Genomic DNA, 20,394 nt, shown 5'->3' with positions numbered 1-20,394 from the left:
TTGTATTTAAAACACATAAGTGACAAAAATAAGCTGAAATTTCATTTAAAACAGTTTAAAAATCTTCGATTTTATTCTTCTGATAGCTTTGAATATTCTAATTCTTGCAACATAATGGTCTTTTGCCTCTTTTGCGGTTGATTCTTAATGAGTTTAGAGATAAAAATACAACTTTATCGGTTTCTGGAAAGCAAAATTTCTTCAATATCTTTCAGTGTAAAATTCTTGGCTTTCAGTAAAATCAAAAGGTGATACAGCAGATCTGCCGCTTCATTTTTAAACAGATCATCATTGTTGTCTTTGGCTTCGATCACCACTTCTACGGCTTCCTCTCCCACTTTCTGAGCCATTTTATTGATGCCTCTCTGGAATAATGAAAACGTGTAGGAACCTGCGGTTTTTTCATCAATTCTTTGACCTATTTTTTCTTCCAGTTCATACAGAAAACCTTTAGAATCTTTATCCCCAAAACAACTGAAACTTCCGGTGTGGCAGACAACATTTGTAGGAATTGCCTTAATTAAAATTGTATCCTGATCGCAGTCTATCGCAATATTTTTAACCTTTAAAAAATTTCCGGATTCCTCACCTTTTGTCCAGAGACGGTTCTTGGAACGGCTGAAAAACGTTACAATTCCTTCTTTTTTGGTTTTTTCAAAAGCTTCTTCGTTCATGTAACCCAACATTAAAACCTGTAACGTTCTGTCGTCCTGAATAATCACCGGAACCAAGCCTTCACTTTTATTAAAATCGATATTCATCGTACTGCAATTTTTTTAAATTTCAAATTATTTTTAAGATCCTGAATCTGTACTTCTCCAAAATGGAAAATACTTGCCGCCAAAGCTCCTGTTGCTTTGGTCTGATTAAAAACTTCCTCAAAATCTTCCATTTTTCCGGCGCCTCCGGAAGCAATGACGGGAATATTTACACTTTCGGAAATTAACTTTGTTATTCTGAGATCAAACCCGTTTTTTGTACCATCGCCATCCATTGAAGTGAGAAGAATTTCTCCCGCTCCCAGTTCTTCCGCTTTCTTTGCCCAGTCTAATGTCTTCAGATCCGTTATTTCCCTTCCTCCTTTCACGTGAACCCAGTCAGATCCGTTTACCAATCTTGTATCAATTGCAACCACAACACACTGGCTTCCAAATTCTTTTGATAAATCCGAAATTAGTGCCGGATTTTTAACCGCCGAAGAATTGATACTGATCTTGTCTGCTCCTGCTTCCAAGAGTCTTCTTACATCTTCCACGGTAGAAATTCCGCCGCCGACAGTAAAAGGAATGCTTAATTCTGCTGCGATTTTCTGGACCAGTCCGGCAAAAGTTTTCCGTTCTTCTATCGTTGCGGTAATATCCAAAAAAACCAATTCGTCTGCGCCTTCTTTTTCATATCTTTTGGCAAGCTCTACAGGATCTCCCGCATTTCTTAATCCTTCAAAATTAATTCCTTTTACCGTAGTTCCGTCTTTGATATCCAGACACGGAATGATTCTTTTTTTAAGCATTTTCAATAAAATTTTGGAGTTGCTGCAAACTGATTCTGCCTTCATAAATAGCCTTTCCGATAATTGTTCCGGAACAGCCGATCTTTTTCATCTGTCCGACATCTTCAATACACGAAATTCCGCCGCTTGCAATTAACTGAACTGCTGTTTTTTCTATAATTTCCCTGTACAATTCATCCGATGCGCCCTGAAGCATTCCGTCTTTGGAAATATCCGTACAGATCACGTTTTTAATTCCTTTATTTTTATATTTGAGAATAAAATCGATCACATCCAGTTGGCTTTCTTCCAGCCAGCCCGAAGTTTTTATCTTGCGGTTTTCGCAGTCGGCTCCGAGAATAATTTTTTCCGAACCGTATTTTTCAATCAGATCAAAACAGAAATCAGGATCCTGAACCGCAATACTTCCAATCGTAATCTGCTTTGCTCCCGAATTAAAGGCAATTTCAATGTCTTCCAGAGTTTTCAGTCCGCCCCCGAAATCAATTTCCAGAGAAGTTTCTTTCGCAATGGTTTCCAAAACCTTTTGGTTAACAATATGCTTCGATTTTGCACCGTCAAGATCCACCAGATGAAGATATTGTATGCCAAAACTTTCAAATTCTTTGGCGACTTCAAGAGGATTTTCATTGTATATTTTTTTGGTATCGTAATCTCCTTTCGACAAACGAACGCATTTTCCGTCGATGATGTCTATAGCGGGAATAATTTTCATATTCAGTTTTTATTGTTTTAAAAAATTTTCCAGTAAACGGCTTCCTACATCTCCTGATTTTTCGGGGTGAAACTGCATCGCGTAAAAATTATCCTTTTGCAGAGAAGCGCTGAATGGCAGAATGTAATCGCAGACCGATGTCGTATTTTCCGATAATTCGCAGTAGAAACTGTGAACGAAATACACATCGCTGTTTTCTTCGATGCCTGAAAATATTCCGGATTTAAAATCTGAAATTGTATTCCATCCCATGTGCGGAACGATATTCTTTGCAGGAAACTTTTTTACATCGATATCAAAAATTCCCATCCCGACTGTATTTCCTTCTTCATTATTTTTACACATGAGCTGCATGCCCAGACAAATGCCTAAAACCGGCTGTTTTAAAGTCGGAATTAACTGATCCAGACCTTTTTCCTTTAACAATTTCATGGTAGAAGATGCTTCACCCACTCCCGGAAAAATTACTTTGTCGGCTTTTCTTATCAGGTCAAAATCATCGGTTACCACAGATTCTACATGTAATCTGTTCAATGAATTCTGCACGGAACTGACATTTCCGCCGTTGTATTTGATGATGGCAATCATTATAAACTTCCTTTGGTTGATGGTAAATTAAAATTCGTATCCGTCTGTTTCACTGCCATTTTTACCGCTTTGGCAAATGCTTTAAACACAGATTCGATCTTGTGGTGTTCGTTATCACCTTCCACTTTAATGTTGAGATTACACTTTGAAGAATCAGTGAAGGATTTGAAGAAGTGATAAAACATTTCAGTCGGAACATCACCAATTTTTTCACGTTTGAAATCCGCTTCCCACATTAACCACGGTCTTCCTCCGAAATCAATGGCGACCTGTGCTAAACAATCATCCATCGGAAGCAGGAAACCGTAACGTTCAATTCCCTTTTTCTTTCCCAAAGCCTTTAAAACAGCTTCTCCAAGAACAATTCCTGTATCTTCAATCGTGTGATGCTCATCAACCTGCAAATCTCCTTTGACATTAATTTTCAAATCTAAATTTCCGTGTTTGGAAATCTGTTCCAGCATATGATCAAAAAAGTGTAATCCGGTTGAAATTTCAGAGGCTCCGCTTCCATCAAGATTGACTTCAACTTCAATTTCTGTTTCATTGGTTTTTCTTGAAACTTTTGCTTTTCGCGGAATTTTCGTCAAAAACTGTGCAATTTCGCTCCAGTTTTCTGTTGTTAGATCGGCTTTATCATTCTGAACTTTACTGATTAATATAGATTTTGAGCCTAAGTTTTTTGCCAACTGAATATCTGTAAGCCGGTCTCCGATCACAAATGAATTTTCAAGATCGTAATCTCCGTAAATATATTTTCCCAGCATTCCGGTTCCCGGTTTTCTTGTGGGCAGGTTTTCACTTTCAAAACTTCTGTCGATCAGAATATCACTGAAAACAATTCCTTCATTTTCAAAAGCTTTTAACATTTTTTCCTGTGGTCTGATGAAATCTTCATAAGGAAAACTTTCGGTTCCCAAACCATCCTGATTGGTTACCATCACGAGTTCAAAATCAAGTTCTCTGGCAATTCGGGAAAGATTTTGGAAAACTCCGGGATAAAATTCTAGCTTTTCAAGAGAATCAACCTGAAAATCAATAGGCGGTTCTAAGATTAAAGTTCCGTCACGATCTATAAATAATACTTTTTTCATTTTACTTTTCGTTTACTTTTCTAAACCTCACAGGTTTAAAAATCTGTGAGGTTTCAGATTTAATTAAATACTTTTTAAGACGTTAATCAGCCTGTTGTTTTCTTCTCTTTTACCCACATTAATTCTAATGCAATCCGGAATCTGCGGACTTCTTTTGCTCGTCAGAATTTCATTTTCCAGCAATTTCCGGTACACCTTATCTACGTTTTCAAACTGAATCAGGAAGAAATTTGCGTCGCTCGGAAATACTTTTTTGATGCAGTTTATTGTCTCTAATTCATTTCTTAACCAGGAAATTTCATCTAAAGTATTTTCTATATTTGATTTTATAAATCCTTTATTAATAATAAGTTCTGATATTTTATTTAAACTTAAAGAATTAACATTGTACGGAGATTTCACTGTGTTGATCAGTTGAATAATTTCTTCTGAAGCATATGCAATTCCCACTCTTGCTCCTGCCATTCCCCAAGCTTTGGAAAACGTCTGAAGAACGATAAGATTGGGAAATTTTCCCAACAGTTCAACACACGATTTCTTTCCTGAAAATTCAATATAAGCTTCATCCACCACAACAATTCCGTCAAAATTCTGAATGTAAAATTCAATGTCTTCGATTGAATTTCCGGTAGGATTATTGGGCGAACATAAAAAGAAAACTTTTGGTTTTTCTTCGTTTGAGATTTTTAAAAATTCTTCTTTATCAATTCCAAAATTTTCATTCAGATTCAGTTTAGCCACTTTATTTTCATTCACCGAAGCATAAAATCCGTACATTGCAAAAGAAGGATTCATCATCAGAATAGCATCTTTCTTAGGTTCACAAAAAACTTTCACGATAAGATCGATCAGTTCATCACTTCCGTTTCCGACTGCAATCTGCTTAGCCGAAACATCTTTCAAAACTGCCAATTTTTCTTTCAATTCTTTTTGAGTAGAATCCGGATAGCGGTTCAGTTCTCCAAAAGCACTTTCATTCGCATCCAGAAAAACAGGATTTTCAAATGTATTATTGTCCCTGAAACTTACATAAGGCTGTAGTTCCAGAATATTTTTTCGTACTAAATCTTTGATATTAAATTCTTTCATTCTGTTCTTTTAATCTTATACTTACTGCATTTTTGTGAGCGAAAAGCCCTTCCGCTTCTGCCATTATTTCAATGGTTTTTCCTAAATTTTTCAATCCCTGTTCCGACAGATTCTGGAAAGTGATTTTCTTCACAAAACTGTCAAGAGAAACCCCGCTGTAATTTTTCGCAAAACCGTTCGTAGGAAGGGTGTGATTGGTTCCGCTTGCGTAATCTCCCGCACTCTCGCATGAATAATTTCCTAAGAAAACAGAACCTGCATTCTGAATTTTCGGAATATAATTTTTAAAATCATTGACTGCTAAAATCAAGTGTTCCGGAGCATACAAATTGCTGAATTTCAAAGCTTCATCTATTGAATTCAGTAAAATAAAGTGGCTGTTTTTCAAAGATTCTGCTGCCATTTCATTTCTAGGAAGTGCTTCAAGCTGTTTTTGGGTCTCCAAAATCGTTTCATTAAGAATTTTCTCGTCTGTGGACAGGAAAATCACCTGACTGTCACTTCCGTGTTCCGCCTGAGAAAGTAAATCTGCTGCACAAAATTCAGGAACCGCCTTTTCGTTGGCAATTACAAGAACTTCACTCGGTCCGGCAGGCATATCGATGGCAATATTGTAGTTTTGCGCGTATTCTTTAGCGGCTACAACATATTGATTCCCCGGTCCGAAAATTTTGTAGACATTGGGAATACTTTCGGTTCCGAAAGTCATTGCTGCAATCGCCTGAGCGCCTCCTGTCTTGAAAATCTGCGTTACTCCGCATAATTTTGCCGTATATAAAATGGCAGGATTTACATTGCCGTTTTTATCGGGCGGCGTACAGAGAATAATTTCTTTACAACCCGCTAACTGAGCCGGAATGACAAGCATTAAAACCGTAGAAAACAACGGTGCTGTTCCTCCCGGAATATAAATTCCTACTTTTTCAATGGCCCGGTTTTCTCTCCAGCAAACCACTCCTTTTGTCGTTTCTATTTTTTCGACTGTTGGAATTTGTGAAGCGTGAAACTTGGTAATATTCGATTTTGCATCCTGAATGGCTGTTTTCAGTTCTTCACTGATCAGATTTTCAGCGGATTCAACTTCTTCTTCAGAAATTTTAATGTTGTTTATTTCAGCGGAATCAAATTTTTTAGCAAAATCAATCAGCGCCTGATCTCCGTTGTTCTTCACTTCATCGAAAATTCCGGCAACGATTTCTGTTAGTCTTTCTCTTTTTATGACGGGTCTTTTTGTTAATTCAGACCATTGTTCCCTTTCAGGATATCTTTCTACCTTCATATTAAATCACCATTTTATCGATTGGAATTATTAAAATATCCTGCGCTCCTTTGTCTTTCAGTTCATCAATCACTTCCCAGAAACGCGCTTCGTCTATCACGGAATGGATACTGCTCCACCCTTCTTCCGCCAACGGAATCACCGTCGGACTTTTCAGCACAGGAAGCGCTTTTGAAACTTCTCCAATCTTGTCGTTCGGAACGTTCATGAGAATATATTTTGAATTTTTTGCTTTAAGAACGGCTTTAATTCTGAATAGGAATTTTTCAAGAATTTTGGTTTTTTCCTCATCCAGTCTGAATGTTTTTGCCAGAACGGCTTCAGAAGTAAGAATCGTAACGGTTTCTCTTAATCCGTTTTTGAAAAGGGTGCTTCCTGAGCTTACAATATCGCAGATTCCATCGGCAAGACCAATGTTCGGGGCGATCTCTACAGAACCTGAAATAATGTGAATGTCTGCTGAAATATTGTTTTTATCCAAAAAGTTTTTCAGGGTATTGGGATAAGAAGTGGCAATTTTTTTTCCCTGAAAATAGGTGATGTCATCGGTTTCAATTTCTTTCGGAACTGCCAGAGAAACCCTGCATTTTGAAAATCCCAAAGGCTGAACGATTTCAATTTTTTTCTGTTTTTCTACCAGAAGATTTTCTCCTACAATGGCAATATCTACCACTCCATCTTCCAGATACTGAGGAATATCCGAATTTCTGAGATACATGATTTCCATCGGAAAATTTTCTACGGAAACTTTTAGCTGGTCTTTTCCGTTGTTAACGAAAATACCGCAGTCTTTTAAGAGCTGAAGAGATTCTTCGTAAAGGCGACCGCTTTTCTGTATGGCTATTTTTAATTTACTCATTTCACTTTTTGTTGTGCCTGAGTAAAAAGATGGTTTGGAAATAAATTGCCCGGGATGAATTTAGAAACAAAAAACCGCCTGTTTACTCAGACGGTTTTAATTATTTTGATTTTTAACATAAGTACATATCAATCAATTCCGTCTTAGCAGAGATGATGATGATAATGATGTACTGTTAAAAAATTCGGTTTCATTGTTGAAAATTGTGGTACAAATTTAGGACTTATTTTTAAACTGCCAAAAAATTTACGAAATAATTTTTCGGTAAAGATTCATCAGGTTATTGGCAATCGGTTCGTCATTGAACTGCTGAACGAAGTGAAAACCTTTATCAGCACGGCGTTTACGTTCGGATTCATTGTCCCATAAAAATTTAATTTTAGACTGAATATCGAGATGATTTTCCGGATCTACATAGACGGAATCGGGTCCGCCCGCTTCGGGAAGACAGCTTGTATTGCTTGTAATAACTACTGTTTTCGAAAATAATGCTTCGATGACGGGAATTCCGAAACCTTCGAAAAAGCTTGGATAAACGAAGATATCGGCAAGTTTGTAGATTGCAGCGAGTTCATCCATAGAAACTCCTTCGAGAAACTGCACGCTGATTTTATGCTGCTGAACAAACTGTTCCACTTTCCTGAAGTATTTTGTTTTTTTGCCGACAACCACCAGCGGAATATTCGTGTCTTTCAACGCTTTTACCACATTGAGAAGATTTTTACGTTCTTCGATGGTTCCGACATTGAGAATGAATTTTTCCGGAAGACTGTATTTTTCTTTGGTTTTCTGAATGAATTCTTCGGATTGCTGTTCTTTAAACGCTTTATGGCATCCCTGATAAATGACTTCGATCTTCGATTCGGGAATTTTTAAAAACTGGATAATATCGCGCTTGGTCTGTTCTGAAATGGCAATGATTTTATCGGCAGAATTTGCGGCTTTCCTGAATTTCCAGAAGTGAATTTTACGGTCGAAAAAGGAATAATATTGCGGATATCTCTCAAAAATAAGGTCGTGAATGGTGACAATTTTTTTGATGGGTTTTTTATCCCATTTCAAAGGCAATTCGCCGGATAATCCATGAAAAATATCGGCGTTCTGTTTTTGGGCATCCTTCCCCATTTTAAACTGTCGGGACATTTTTCCTTTGGAAGTTTCCACAAAATGAACGTTGGAGTTTTCTAAAATATCCGAACCTCTTTCCGATTTGTTTTTGTTGAGCAGAATGTATTCGTTTTCAGGGAAATACTGTGCTAAAATTCTAACGAGATCGCGGGAATAGTTTCCTAAACCTGAGGTGTTGTGAAAAAATCTTTTGGCATCAAATGCTATCTTCATGGCTGTATTTGTTTTTGAAATTCCTGAAATGTTCCGAATGAATAATTTTTACTTTTTAACCATGTAAGAAATTCATCGAACCTTTTTACCATCTCTATTCCTGAATTTTTTACGGTAAAACCGGGTAATTTAAAGGCTTCATCTTTTATTTCTGCGAATTCCCACGGATGAAAGTAGATGTTGAGATATTTGTCTTTTTTCAAAACGTCGGAAGCCAGTTTTTTGTAGAAAAACAAGGGAAAATTGTGAAAACTCAGCCAAAACAACGGGATTCTGAAGTTGGGTGATACGGAAGCCGGAATCTGCACCACATTTCCTTCGTTAAAATAAGTTCTCGATACTTTTAAATTATTGTATCTTCCGGGAAGATAGGTGGGATTGATGGAGGAATTGTAAGAATATCCTGCGTTTTCCACGGCATTTTTGCTTACAGGCATCATTCTGGGCATTCGAAGTCCTGTAACCTGTGTTGAAAACAGTTCTTCGAGCCGTTCTTTGGATTCTTTAAGGTGTTTTTCTTCAAAATCTGAATGAAACCATGTGTGAGAAGCCAATTCGTGACCTTCATTTAACAGTCTTCTGATGAGTTCTTTGCTGTTTTCTGCAAAAACTACGGTTGAAAAGAACGTTGCTTTTGCATGATGTTTTTTGAGAATATCTAAAATTCTTTCGACGCCTTTCTGAGAAATTGAGATTTGCTGTTCAAAGGAAATTTCGCCTTTGTATTCGAATGGCATATCAAATTCCTCGATGTCAAAACTTAATAAAACCATTTAAAAATTTTTATTTTTGATGATATAATTGGGTCTTTCTTTTACCTGTTTGAAAATTTTGCCTAAATAAATTCCCATAATTCTTAAAATAATCAGTTGCAGACCGCCAAAAAATACGATGGTCATAATTAATGAAGCCCATCCTGAAATTTCGGTTTTTGCCACGAAGGAATAAATGACATACAAACCGTATCCGACAATTGAAAATGCGGAAAAAAGGAATCCTAAATAGGCTGCAATATACAGTGGTTTTACACTGAATGCCGTAATCCCTGTAAATGCAAAAGTGATCATTTTCTTGAGGTTATAGCTGCTTTCACCTGAAAGTCTTTCATTGGCTGTAAATTCGATTCCGGTCTGTTTAAAGCCCATCCAGCTTGTTAAACCCCGTAAAAAGAGGTCATCCTCGTTGAACGTTCTCATCACTTCGACTGCATTCGCATCCATAAGTCTGAAATCTGATCCGCCTCCTTTTGTTAAATTAACATCGGACAAACTCGACAGGATTTTATAAAAAAAGTCGGATGTTTTTCTTTTAAAGTAGGAAATCTGCTTCGGATAGGTTCGAATCGTAAAAACAATGTCGTAGCCTTCTTCCCATTTCCGGATCATTTCAGGAATCATTTTAGGGGGATGCTGAAGATCGCCGTCCATGGAAATGACCGCATTTCCGAAAGCATTATCCATTCCTGCTTTTACGGCGGGTTGATGTCCGAAATTACGTGAAAATTCAATGAATTTTACTTCGTCATATTTTGCGGAAAGTTCTTCGAGCTTCTGCTGGGTTTTGTCGCGGCTTCCGTCGTTCACGAAAATAATTTCAAAGCCGTAATCATCCAGTCCATCAAAAACTTCTTTAATTTTCTGATGAACCAAAGCCACGTTTCCTTCTTCGTTATGCGCAGGAATTACAATTGAAATTTTTTTCATAATCAGTTCAGGCTGTAGTCTTTTTCGAAGTCTTTTGTTACCAGTTCATAAATGATCCTGAACCAGACAACGATGCAAGGTAAAGCTTTTAGGGAATATTTAACAATATAATTCTGTTTAATAAATTTCGGAAATAAGTCTGATGGTGAAAAACAGGTCAGAATAATTACGAAAATCAACATAGCATAGACAATCGGTGTTCTTTTTTTCTGAAGGAAAAACCAGATCATCACTCCCGCTACTGCAATAATGTACGTTGGGGATTCTGATCCTGAACTGAACAATACTAAAAAAAGTAAGGTTGAAGCCAGAATCATCAATTGATATGCGTAATGTTTGTACTGTTTAATTCTTACATACGGCAAAAAGAACAAAGGCGCTCCGAAAGCCATAAAAGTAAGGTTGGAAATTGAAGCATCCTGCAAAATTCTTCTTACAAATCCCATTAAAGAAATGTCCTGATAAGAATCCAGACTTTGATTGAGTCCGTTTTTTTCAGCCAGAGAGTGAAACCAGTCTGTATAGCTCTGTACAACGAACTGCGGGCTGGAAATTGCCATCGGTAATACAAAAAATAAAGCCGCAACTGCAATTCCGGACAGAATAAATTTGAGCTTGTTTTTGATAAAGAAAAACTGCGAAAGTCCTAAAATTCCGTACAGTTTTACAAATACTCCCACTAAAATGGCTGTAGCAGACTTTACTTCTTTTTTTTCATAAATAAAAATGGCAGAAAGCATAAGCAGTCCTACCAAAGCGATATTGAACTGAAGACTTACCGCCGCTGTAATATATTCCTGAAGACAAAGCAGTGCAAAAAGTGCTTTTTTAGCGTCTGAAAACGGAAGTTTGTAAATGGCAAACAGGAAAATGGCTGCGTTGGCAACGTTCCATAAAGAAATTCCAAGCCAATCGGGAATCAAAGCAAAAGGGGCAATCAGAATACTGAAAAATATTCCATAATGATTGGCATCTAAGTATCTTTCAGGATACTGCAAGTAGAGATTTTTCTGCTCGAAGGTATTCACGAAAACATTTTTGAAGATCAGATAATTGTTAATCGCCTGTGGTCCTCTGAAATATTTGGATAACGCCGTTGCAACAGCTATAATAAGATAAACCCCAAATATGTATTTAGGGTTTAGCAATATTTTAAGAATTTTTTCTTTCAAGATGTGAGGTTTTAGTTTAAAATATTCATCTTAAACAGCAACATTATTCTCTCTCAACGCATCATTTAAAGACGTTTTTTTGTCTGTAGATTCCTTTCTTTTTCCGATAATCAATGCACACGGAACCTGATATTCTCCCGCAGGAAAGGTTTTGGTATAACTTCCCGGAATAACTACTGATCTCGCAGGAACTCTTCCTTTGATCTCAACCGGAGTTTCACCTGTTACATCAATAATTTTTGTAGATGCCGTTAAAACGACATTAGCTCCCAAAACAGCTTCTTTTTCAACATGCACTCCTTCTACAACGATGCATCTTGATCCTACGAAACAATCGTCCTCGATAATTACCGGAGCAGCCTGAAGCGGTTCTAAAACACCACCGATACCAACACCACCACTCAGGTGAACGTTTTTACCGATCTGCGCGCAGCTTCCAACCGTTGCCCATGTATCCACCATGGTTCCGGAATCAACGTAAGCCCCGATATTTACATAAGACGGCATCATAATAACTCCCGGCGCAATATAAGCTCCTTCTCTCGCGATTGCATGCGGAACAACTCTTACTCCTTTTTCAGCGTAGTTTCTCTTCAAAGGCATTTTATCATGAAATTCGAACGGACCGACTTCAATCGTTTCCATTTTCTGAATCGGGAAGTACATTACTACTGCTTTCTTCACCCACTCGTTCACCTGCCATCCGTTTTCTGTAGGTTCTGCGGTACGAAGCTCTCCTTTATCCACCAAAGAAATCACCTCTCTAATCGCCTTCTGGCTGTCTTCATTGTGCAATAGTTCTCTGTTTTCCCAGATATTTTCAATAGTTTGTTGTAACGACATGTTTATTATTTAATTTAAATTGAAAAATTATACGCTGCCAAAGATACAAAAAAGATCAGCAAAACCTTTTGAAAGTATTTTGTTTAGAATGAAACTTGTTTAAACTTTTTTACCGCAAAAGAAGCAAAAGATTTAAACACTTTAGTTTCTTAAGTTCAGTTTATATTTAAATGGAAAAAAAAGTGCACCTAAGTTTTAAAAAATCAAAGATTTTTTCTCTTTGCAGACTATTGAAATATTTTAAATAAATCCAATAAAGTCTTTTGTATCCTTTAAGGTTAAATTTAAAATTAGTTTAAACAACTTCATGATTTTAATATTCCGGATGCTTTGAACAGTGTTTTAATGTAATTGTATAAGCCACATACGATTTAAGTAAATCAAAATCGGCTAAAGCAGAAATTTATGATATGTTTTGGCTAAAGCCAATTGTATTCTTAATTATTTAAAATGGGCTAAAGCCCATTTCTATTGATATATTTAAATAATATGTTTAGTGTGTCACAGAAACGCTTATGTTTAAAATATTGTCGCATTAAAGATATCAATCCTACGGATTGATGGTTGGTCTTTTTATTACTATTTCTACACAGATTCTTCTCCTAATGGAGCAAAACTCTTTTACTTTAAAAATCTTATGTTTTTAAGTTCTACAATGCCTTTTTGTTTATTAAGGCAACACAAAAAACAAATGTAATGTTTTGATTATCAGAAGGTATTTAAATATTATTTGTTTAACAAAACAGCTAAGCAACTTAAACTACAGAACTCTCTGCGCGTGAAGATAGGCTTTGTTCCAGTAGGTTTCATTTAAGGAAGAAATAATAACGCCTTTTGATGTGGAAGCGTGAATAAATTTTACTTCGCCGTCACTTCCGATGTCATGAACGATTCCGACGTGTGAAACTCTGCTTCCTCCTGCTGTCGCAAAAAACAGAAGATCTCCCGGCTTTACATCTTTGATGTCAATCTGAGATCCGGCTTCTGCCTGATCTGCGGATCTTCTCGGAAGTTTGAAGTCATTTTCCTCAAAAACTTTTACGGTAAATCCGGAACAGTCGAAACCTGAAGAAGTATTTCCGCCAAATTTGTAAGGCGCTCCCAAATATTTTTCTGCGTCTTTCAGGAGCTCGTTGATGGATTTTGAAATTTTCCCGTCAAATCTGGAATCGAGTTTTCTGAGGTTTTCAGATTTGGCAACGGTTTTGGTAACCGGAGTTTTTTTTACAACGTTTTTTGAACTTCCGCAGGAAATGATAAATACGGAAAAAAGCGATACAATAAATATGTTTTTAACAAACTTTTTTTTGCCTAAAAATCTATTCATCATATTTCCCTGAATTTTACAATCTATACAAATATAATAAAATTATGCTTTCGCAGAGCCTAAGTAAGAAATACCACAAAAATTTTTTGATTGTCCGTTTATTAACCTAAAGCTTCGACAGGCTCAGCTTGACATCGCTAGAAATCAAGCGTTTAGTATTAGAGGTGTCACACTGAGCTTGTCGAAGTGCCTGTTATAAATAATTGATTTTCATATCAGTGCAAAGTAATAGGTTGTTTAACGGATATTCAAAAAATAAATCCAATAAAGTCTTTTTCATATAACCGCTGCTTAAAAACTTAATAAAAAAAGCCATCCCGGAAGGATAGCTTTATTATATTGTATGTAAAAATCTTTTTATTTTGAAGTTTTAGCACCTTTCCATGTTCCGGCTCTTGTAGGTGTAGGAACTGCATTAGACCATGTTCCCGTAGCTTTTTTGTCTTCTCTTGTGAAAGTTCCTCTGAATTCGCCATCTTCAGGAAAACCGATCGTTGCAACAAGATCTCCGGATTCGCTAAGATGTCCTGAAATATAATAGTTTTCTGTCGTCTGATCAGAATGTAATGTTCCGGTTACTTTTCCGTCGGTAGCTACCACTACATTCCAGTCGCCTTTTTCGGTTCCTTCGTACGTTCCCGCCCAGGTTCCGATGAAATCATAAATAGTATCTTCATCTTTGCCACAACCAACGAATAAGAAAGCTGTTAATAAAAGTAAAAATATTTTCTTCATAGTTTACAAGTAGTTAAACAATTTTTGTGGAGGATATGGGACTCGAACCCACCACCTTTAGACTGCCAGTCTAACGCTCTAGCCAGATGAGCTAATCCCCCTCTCGTTTTCTTCAAAATTCCGAAGCCGTACAAAAGTAAGTATTTAAACCACATATACAAACATTTTATTACATTTTCTTTAAAAACTGATGGAAATATCTGTAAATATTTTAGCAGAAATGATTTTTTTAAGACCAAATAAAAAACGCATACAGAAATAAATCCGTATGCGCTTTTCTTTTTACTTTTATTGTCAGAATTTATTTCCAACCGCCGCCGAGAGCCTGATAAAGCTCTATTCCGGCTTTCATTTTACTGTACTGTGCATTGGCAATATTCAATTCTGCATTTAAAGAATTGACACTGGCATTCAGTACTTCAAGATAATTTGCCATTCCGTAGTTTACTAATTCCTGAGAATAGTTTACGGAATTTTTATAATTCACCAGTTCTTTCTGTTTTAAATCGATGTACTGATCCTGAACGGAATACACTCTTATGGCATCAGAAACTTCTTTTCCTGCGGTAAGAATGGCTTTTCGGAAATTCAGATAAGCGGTTTCCTGATTGGCAAGACTTACTTCGTAATTGGTTCTGATGGCTCTTTTGTTCAGCAGCGGCTGTGCAAGACCTGCAACAACGTTCGCAAATAAAGAATTGACGCTGAAAAGATGATCGATATCCACCGACTGAACGCCTCCGCTTCCTGTTAATTTTAAAGTCGGATAAAACTGTGCTTTTGCAGAATTTGTAAGTTCAAAAGCATTCATCAGATTATATTCTGCTCTTTTTACATCCGGTCTGTTGGATAACAGTTGTACAGGATATCCTAATTTAAGATCAATCGGAACATTCTGATTTTCCAAAGATGACCGTTCAATGGTATGAGATGGCTCTCCCATCAGAAGACTCATGGTGTTTTCCAGCAACTGAATCTGTGTATCAATATCAATCAACAAAGATTTTGCATTGTACACCAAAGCTTCACTCTGCTGAACTGCAACTTCCGTTAAAGTTCCCGCCGTCTTCAAAGCTTTTGTCGTCTCTAAATTCTGCTCACGTACTTTAATGGTTTCTGTGATGATTCTTTTCTGAGCATCGTAGGTAAGCAACTGATAATATGATGAAGCCACAGAAGCAATAAGGTCTGTTTTTACAGCTTTGTGCGCTTCCACAGTCCCTAAATATGTTGCTAACTGCGCTTTTTCCTGTGCTCTGAGTTTTCCCCAAATATCGGCTTCCCAACCAAGACTTGCCGTAATATCGAACTGATTTACATATCGTCTTTCTCCGATAATCTGCCCAAACTGGGTATTGATAGACTGGGTCTGGAATGTGTAATTCGGTCCTATTGATAAGGTTGGCTCATACGCTGCCTTGCTTTGTTTTAAATAAGATTCTGCTGAAGAAATACTCTGCAAAGCAATTCTGATGTCCAGATTATTTTCCAAAGCCTTTGTAATATGTCCCTGAAGAACAGGATCTGTGAAAATTTCTTTCCAGGAAACATTCGCGATATTGGTGCTGTCTGTAGGAAGCATATCTGTACGGTAGAGTTTTTCGTCTACCACATTATCCGGTCTCTGGTATTCTTTCCTCGCCATACACGATGATACGGCGGCAAGAACAGCGACTGAAAATGTTATTCCTTTTATGATGTTTAAAATACTCTTCATTATTTGAAGTTTAAGGTTTAAAGATCAGGGCTTTTCAGTTTTTAGTTATTATTTAAACTTTACATCAAAAACCCTGAACTCACTTAATTTTATTCTGCTAAATTGATTTCTTTCGGTTTGATAGGTTTTACTTTCTCCTGTAAATATTCAAAAATGACATATAAAACAGGGATCACGAAAAGTCCTAAAATAGTTCCTATCAACAAACCGATTGCTGCACCTGTTGCGATGGATCTGTTTCCTACCGCCCCGATTCCGCTTGCCAAAACCAATGGCAATAAACCGAAGATGAAGGCAAATGAAGTCATCAGAATCGGTCTTAATCTCGCTTTAGCCGCGTTAATTGCCGACATAACGATGGTTTCTCCGTGATGTCTTCTCTGAACGGCAAATTCCACAATCAAAATCGCATTCTTTGCTAATAAACCGACCAACATAATCAGGGCAATCTGGAAATAAATATTGTTTTCCAAGCCCATGATTTTCTGCCCGAAATAAGCTCCCATCACTCCAAGAGGAAGAGAAATCACTACAATTAAAGGAAGAATATAACTTTCATACTGTGCAGAAAGAATGAAATAAACGAAGATTAAACTCAATCCAAAGATCAAAACTGTCTGAGATCCGGAATTTAACTCCTCTCTTGAAAGCCCTGTAAATTCTACATCATAATTCTGGTTCAGGGTTTCTTTCGCTACCTGCTGCACTGCTAAAATGGCATCTCCGGAACTGAATCCCGCAGAGTTTGCTCCTGTAATTTTCACTGAAGTAAAGAGGTTATAACGGCTCACCGACTGTGGTCCGTAAGCTTTGGTAAGCGTTACAAACTGTGAGATTGGCGACATGGCTCCGGAACCTGTTTTTACGTAGAGTTCGTTCAGATTTTCAATATTCTGTCTGTTTTCAGGAAGTGCCTGAACCATTACCCTGAACTGTTTTCCGTATTTTGTAAAATCGGCTGTATAAACTCCTCCGATGTATCCCTGCATCGTTGCTAAGATATCACTTACAGAAACTCCCAACTGTTTAGCCAAAGGAACATTGATCTTCATTTCATACTGAGGATATTTTGTATTGAATGAAGTCTGGGCAAAATCGATTTCCGGTCTTTCGATCAGTTTCCCGATAAATTCATTGGTTTTTGTATCTAAATCTGCATATTCTCCTCCGGATTTGTCTAAAAGTACCATTTCAAAACCGGCACTGCTACCAAAACCGGGTACACTCGGCGGCTGGAAGAAAACCACTTTTGCATCCGGAACTTTTCCTGAAATTCCGAATAATTTTTTCGTAATGTCTTCAGAAGTCTGCCCGTCTTTTTTACGGTCTTCAAAAGGTTTTAGTTTAATGAAAGCCAAACCGTTGTTGCTTCCGTTTCCGGATAAGAATCCTCTACCGGTGGAAATTGTAACGTTCTGTACTCCCGGAACTTTTAAAGCGTTTGCCTGAAGAGTCTTCAACGCATTGTACGTTCTTTCCATAGATGCTCCCGGAGGAAGCTGAACATCGGTAAAGATAATTCCGCGGTCTTCCGTAGGTACGAAACCTTTTTTCATGGTAGAACTCGCCCAGTATAAAATTCCGCCTGTTACGGCAAAAATAATCAGCGTAACCCATTTATGTCTCAATAAGAAGATTAATCCTCTTCCGTAACGCTCTGTTGTTGTTTTAAAAGCAATATTGAATTTATAGAAAAACTTCTGAATGAAATTTAAATTCTTATATTCTTTATGGTGCGCATCGTGAGGTTTTAAGAATAATGAACATAAAACCGGACTTAACGTTAATGCATTGATTGCAGAAATTATGATCGCTACAATAAGAGTGATCCCGAACTGCTGATAAAAGACTCCGGTAGGACCTGTAATGAATGTTACCGGAATAAATACGGATGCCATTACCAGCGTAATTGAAATAATTGCTCCTGTAATTTCGTCCATTGCTTCCACGGTTGCTTTTTTGGCATCCGAAATACCGTGTTCCATTTTGGCATGAACGGCTTCGACGACGACAATTGCATCATCCACAACAATACCGATGGCAAGAACCAAAGCGAACAACGTTAACAGGTTTAATGAATATCCGAATAAATTCAGGAAGAAAAAGGCTCCCACAATAGAAACCGGAACCGCAATTGCCGGAATTAAGGTAGATCTGAAATCCTGTAAGAAAATATATACCACGATGAAAACCAAGATGAAGGCTTCAATTAAGGTATGCACTACCTTTTCAATAGATGCATCAAGGAATTCGTTCGTATCAAAGTTGAATGTATATTTAATTCCCTGCGGAAAACTTCCTTCTGCCGATTTCAGGTAAGACTTGATATTTTTAATAATTTCCTGCGCATTGGAACCCGGTGTCTGGAAAATCCCCATACTGATGGAAGGATTATTTCCGTTTTCCCCGATTCCCGTGTAAGACTGTCCTGCCAATTCTACCTTAGCAACGTCTTTTAACATTAAATTCTGTCCGTCTGCTAATGATTTAATGATGATATTATCGTATTGTTCTTTATCGTTGAATTTCCCTACATATTTAATGATATATTCGAAAGAACTTCCGCTGTTTTGTCCGATAGAACCTGCGGCAGCTTCTCTACTCTGCTCATTGATGGCATTGGTAACATCGGTAGGCGTTAATCCGTAAGCTGCCATTTTAGCAGGATCCAGCCAGATTCTCATAGAGTAATTTTTACCTCCGAAAACATTGGCATCTCCTACTCCGTTAATCCTTTTTAAATTCGGAATAACATTGATGTTCAAAAAGTTCTGAAGATATACATCATCCAGATCTTTATTTTCAGAATAGAAAGACATATACATCAAAGCACTTGTCTGCTGTTTCTGCGTAACTACTCCGGAACGTGTTACTTCACTTGGAAGTAAAGGAGTTGCTCTTGCGACACGGTTTTGTACGTTTACCGCCGCAATGTCCGGATCAATTCCCTGCTTAAAAAATACCTGAATCTGTGCAGAACCATCATTTCCGGCAGATGAAGTAATATAATCCATTCCTTCCACCCCGTTGATCTGTTCTTCCAGAGGAACAACAACACTTTTCATTACGGTTTCTGCGTTCGCTCCGGTGTAGTTTGCCGAGACACTTACCGTCGGCGGCGCAATATCAGGATACTGCGTTACGGGTAACGAGATCAGTCCTAAAACACCGAGAATCACAATTAAAATTGAGATTACGGTAGATAAAACCGGTCTGTTGATAAAATTTTTAATCATTAGAATTTCGGTTTTATAGATTGAACAAGACTATCCATTTTCACAGGTTTCTTTATCACGGCAGTTCCCGGTTTTAAACCTCCGATTCCTGCTGCAATTACGGTTTCCCCTTTGTTAACTCCGGATTTTATCAATGCCATATTGTCGATTCTGTCGATCACATTAATCACCACATTTTTCGCAGTGTCTTTATCCACTTTATATACGTAAACAATTCCCTGTTGTTCGTAAGTCGCACTTTCCGGAACTACCAGAACATTGTCGTAACGTTGAGGGAATCTTATGGTTCCGCTGTTTCCGTTGCTTAAAAGTTTCTGCGCATTGGTAAACGCAACTCTGAACTGGATGGTTCCCGTTGTTGGATCGATCTGTCCTGTAATGGCTTCAATTCTTCCTTTTTCAGGATAAAGGCTTCCGTTCGCAAGCTGTAATTCCACCATCGGAAGGTTTTTTATTTTTTCAGGCATGGATGCACCCGGAGATTTTTCAAGGAAATCAAAATATTCTTTTTCATTCATTGAAAAGTAGGCGTAAATCTGAGAAGTATCTGAAATGGTGGTTAAAGGAGTCTGGTCTGAAGGGCCTACCAAACTTCCCACTTTTAAAGGAAGCTTTCCGATTACTCCGGAAATAGGAGCACGAATAACAGAATATTCGATATTGGCTTCTACTCCTTTATAATTGGCAACTGCCTGACTTTTTGCAGCCTGTGCCTGTTTTAGCTGCGCCTGAGCCTGTGCTAAATTTGCCTGCGCGGTCTGTAACTGTACATTGCTGATGATATTTTTCTGAACCAGCGGTTTAAGTTTGTTCACTTCAACATTTGCCGCCGCAACAGCAGCCTGCGCTGCCGCAATATTGGATTCTGCAGCACTGATTCCTGCTTTTGAAGCCGCCGCATTTTCGTTCAGAATATTGGTTTCCAGGCGGAAAAGCGGCTGTCCTTTGGTTACATACTGCCCTTCATCTACCAAAACCTGTGTGATATATCCCTGAATTTTAGCACGGACATCATTATTAACCTTCCCCTGAATGGTAGCCGGAAAAGTCTGATAGCCCACTATATTTTTTGCCTCCACCTTTACCACAGGATACGGTTTCGGGCCGTCCTGTTTGGGAGCTTCTTTTTTGCAAGCCACTAAAGAAAGAGCTGCAACAGAAAGTATAACTAGCTTATTATTCATTT

The 20,394-nt window shown here is 37.6% G+C and carries 18 protein-coding genes and 1 tRNA gene; all 19 read right to left on the bottom strand.

Translation table 11 applies throughout. The features are described from left to right. Positions 1-173: 173 nt before the first annotated feature. Positions 174-761, bottom strand: coding sequence for a bifunctional phosphoribosyl-AMP cyclohydrolase/phosphoribosyl-ATP diphosphatase HisIE (hisIE, locus tag QWT87_RS01670; protein ID WP_302713029.1), 588 nt, complete (start codon positions 759-761; stop codon positions 174-176). After that, positions 758-1,510 carry an imidazole glycerol phosphate synthase subunit HisF gene (hisF, locus tag QWT87_RS01665; protein ID WP_302713027.1) on the bottom strand — a complete coding sequence of 251 codons (753 nt, stop codon included), beginning with the start codon at positions 1,508-1,510 and terminating at the stop codon, positions 758-760. Before hisF ends, hisIE begins: the two co-directional genes overlap by 4 nt. Then, a complete protein-coding gene (gene hisA, locus QWT87_RS01660) occupies positions 1,503-2,225 on the bottom strand; it encodes a 1-(5-phosphoribosyl)-5-[(5-phosphoribosylamino)methylideneamino]imidazole-4-carboxamide isomerase (RefSeq protein WP_302713025.1) in 723 nt (240 codons plus the stop codon). Before hisA ends, hisF begins: the two co-directional genes overlap by 8 nt. Before the next feature lie 9 nt (positions 2,226-2,234). After that, positions 2,235-2,813, bottom strand: coding sequence for an imidazole glycerol phosphate synthase subunit HisH (gene hisH / locus QWT87_RS01655; RefSeq protein WP_302713023.1), 579 nt, complete (start codon positions 2,811-2,813; stop codon positions 2,235-2,237). Next, positions 2,813-3,907 carry a bifunctional histidinol-phosphatase/imidazoleglycerol-phosphate dehydratase HisB gene (hisB, locus tag QWT87_RS01650; RefSeq protein WP_302713021.1) on the bottom strand — a complete coding sequence of 365 codons (1,095 nt, stop codon included), beginning with the start codon at positions 3,905-3,907 and terminating at the stop codon, positions 2,813-2,815. Before hisB ends, hisH begins: the two co-directional genes overlap by 1 nt. A gap of 63 nt (positions 3,908-3,970) precedes the next feature. Continuing rightward, on the bottom strand, positions 3,971-4,996 hold the full coding sequence (gene hisC / locus QWT87_RS01645; RefSeq protein WP_302713019.1) for a histidinol-phosphate transaminase: 1,026 nt from the start codon (positions 4,994-4,996) through the stop codon (positions 3,971-3,973). Then, positions 4,983-6,275, bottom strand: a complete 1,293-nt coding sequence (hisD, locus tag QWT87_RS01640; protein WP_302713017.1) for a histidinol dehydrogenase — start codon at positions 6,273-6,275, stop codon at positions 4,983-4,985. Before hisD ends, hisC begins: the two co-directional genes overlap by 14 nt. Before the next feature lies 1 nt (position 6,276). Continuing rightward, the gene (hisG, locus tag QWT87_RS01635) at positions 6,277-7,134 is read right to left on the bottom strand and encodes an ATP phosphoribosyltransferase (protein WP_302713015.1); all 858 of its coding nucleotides are present in this window, start codon (positions 7,132-7,134) and stop codon (positions 6,277-6,279) included. 246 nt (positions 7,135-7,380) lie between these two features. Next, positions 7,381-8,475: a glycosyltransferase family 4 protein gene (locus QWT87_RS01630; protein ID WP_302713013.1), complete on the bottom strand. Its 1,095-nt coding sequence runs from the start codon at positions 8,473-8,475 to the stop codon at positions 7,381-7,383. Then, on the bottom strand, positions 8,472-9,248 hold the full coding sequence (locus tag QWT87_RS01625; protein WP_076390276.1) for a polysaccharide deacetylase family protein: 777 nt from the start codon (positions 9,246-9,248) through the stop codon (positions 8,472-8,474). The genes QWT87_RS01630 and QWT87_RS01625 overlap by 4 nt, the downstream gene beginning before the upstream one ends. Then, positions 9,249-10,178 (bottom strand): glycosyltransferase family 2 protein, encoded by a 930-nt coding sequence (locus QWT87_RS01620; protein WP_302713009.1) that lies wholly within the window; start codon positions 10,176-10,178, stop codon positions 9,249-9,251. A gap of 2 nt (positions 10,179-10,180) precedes the next feature. Further along, complete coding sequence (locus QWT87_RS01615) at positions 10,181-11,350, bottom strand: glycosyltransferase family 87 protein (protein WP_302713007.1); 1,170 nt, start codon at positions 11,348-11,350, stop codon at positions 10,181-10,183. A gap of 30 nt (positions 11,351-11,380) precedes the next feature. Continuing rightward, positions 11,381-12,193 (bottom strand): 2,3,4,5-tetrahydropyridine-2,6-dicarboxylate N-succinyltransferase, encoded by an 813-nt coding sequence (locus QWT87_RS01610; protein WP_302713005.1) that lies wholly within the window; start codon positions 12,191-12,193, stop codon positions 11,381-11,383. Between the two features lie 760 nt (positions 12,194-12,953). After that, entirely contained in the window at positions 12,954-13,520 is a 567-nt protein-coding gene (locus tag QWT87_RS01605) for a C40 family peptidase (RefSeq protein ID WP_076390551.1), read from the bottom strand. 357 nt (positions 13,521-13,877) lie between these two features. Further along, positions 13,878-14,255, bottom strand: a complete 378-nt coding sequence (locus tag QWT87_RS01600) for a hypothetical protein (protein ID WP_076390280.1) — start codon at positions 14,253-14,255, stop codon at positions 13,878-13,880. Between the two features lie 27 nt (positions 14,256-14,282). After that, positions 14,283-14,356 (bottom strand) — tRNA-Ala (locus tag QWT87_RS01595). 200 nt (positions 14,357-14,556) lie between these two features. Next, positions 14,557-15,972, bottom strand: coding sequence for a TolC family protein (locus tag QWT87_RS01590; protein WP_076390281.1), 1,416 nt, complete (start codon positions 15,970-15,972; stop codon positions 14,557-14,559). An 89-nt stretch (positions 15,973-16,061) separates the two neighbouring features. Continuing rightward, a complete protein-coding gene (locus QWT87_RS01585) occupies positions 16,062-19,208 on the bottom strand; it encodes an efflux RND transporter permease subunit (RefSeq protein WP_302712998.1) in 3,147 nt (1,048 codons plus the stop codon). Continuing rightward, positions 19,208-20,392, bottom strand: coding sequence for an efflux RND transporter periplasmic adaptor subunit (locus QWT87_RS01580; RefSeq protein ID WP_185204488.1), 1,185 nt, complete (start codon positions 20,390-20,392; stop codon positions 19,208-19,210). Before QWT87_RS01580 ends, QWT87_RS01585 begins: the two co-directional genes overlap by 1 nt. Between the last annotated feature and the right edge of the window lie 2 nt (positions 20,393-20,394).

The organism is Chryseobacterium urinae (assembly GCF_030518295.1).
Classification (GTDB): Bacteria; Bacteroidota; Bacteroidia; order Flavobacteriales; family Weeksellaceae; genus Chryseobacterium; species Chryseobacterium mucoviscidosis.
The sequence above is the reverse complement of the archived record's forward strand: the minus strand, read 5'-3'. Positions and strand labels throughout refer to the sequence as shown.

Coding starts and splice junctions, on each gene's coding strand:
- hisIE (WP_302713029.1), bottom strand. CDS start 761: ATGAATATCGATTTTAATAAAAGTGAAGGCTTGGTTCCGGTGATTATT.
- hisF (WP_302713027.1), bottom strand. CDS start 1,510: ATGCTTAAAAAAAGAATCATTCCGTGTCTGGATATCAAAGACGGAACT.
- hisA (WP_302713025.1), bottom strand. CDS start 2,225: ATGAAAATTATTCCCGCTATAGACATCATCGACGGAAAATGCGTTCGT.
- hisH (WP_302713023.1), bottom strand. CDS start 2,813: ATGATTGCCATCATCAAATACAACGGCGGAAATGTCAGTTCCGTGCAG.
- hisB (WP_302713021.1), bottom strand. CDS start 3,907: ATGAAAAAAGTATTATTTATAGATCGTGACGGAACTTTAATCTTAGAA.
- hisC (WP_302713019.1), bottom strand. CDS start 4,996: ATGAAAGAATTTAATATCAAAGATTTAGTACGAAAAAATATTCTGGAA.
- hisD (WP_302713017.1), bottom strand. CDS start 6,275: ATGAAGGTAGAAAGATATCCTGAAAGGGAACAATGGTCTGAATTAACA.
- hisG (WP_302713015.1), bottom strand. CDS start 7,134: ATGAGTAAATTAAAAATAGCCATACAGAAAAGCGGTCGCCTTTACGAA.
- QWT87_RS01630 (WP_302713013.1), bottom strand. CDS start 8,475: ATGAAGATAGCATTTGATGCCAAAAGATTTTTTCACAACACCTCAGGT.
- QWT87_RS01625 (WP_076390276.1), bottom strand. CDS start 9,248: ATGGTTTTATTAAGTTTTGACATCGAGGAATTTGATATGCCATTCGAA.
- QWT87_RS01620 (WP_302713009.1), bottom strand. CDS start 10,178: ATGAAAAAAATTTCAATTGTAATTCCTGCGCATAACGAAGAAGGAAAC.
- QWT87_RS01610 (WP_302713005.1), bottom strand. CDS start 12,193: ATGTCGTTACAACAAACTATTGAAAATATCTGGGAAAACAGAGAACTA.
- QWT87_RS01605 (WP_076390551.1), bottom strand. CDS start 13,520: ATGAATAGATTTTTAGGCAAAAAAAAGTTTGTTAAAAACATATTTATT.
- QWT87_RS01600 (WP_076390280.1), bottom strand. CDS start 14,255: ATGAAGAAAATATTTTTACTTTTATTAACAGCTTTCTTATTCGTTGGT.
- QWT87_RS01590 (WP_076390281.1), bottom strand. CDS start 15,972: ATGAAGAGTATTTTAAACATCATAAAAGGAATAACATTTTCAGTCGCT.
- QWT87_RS01585 (WP_302712998.1), bottom strand. CDS start 19,208: ATGATTAAAAATTTTATCAACAGACCGGTTTTATCTACCGTAATCTCA.
- QWT87_RS01580 (WP_185204488.1), bottom strand. CDS start 20,392: ATGAATAATAAGCTAGTTATACTTTCTGTTGCAGCTCTTTCTTTAGTG.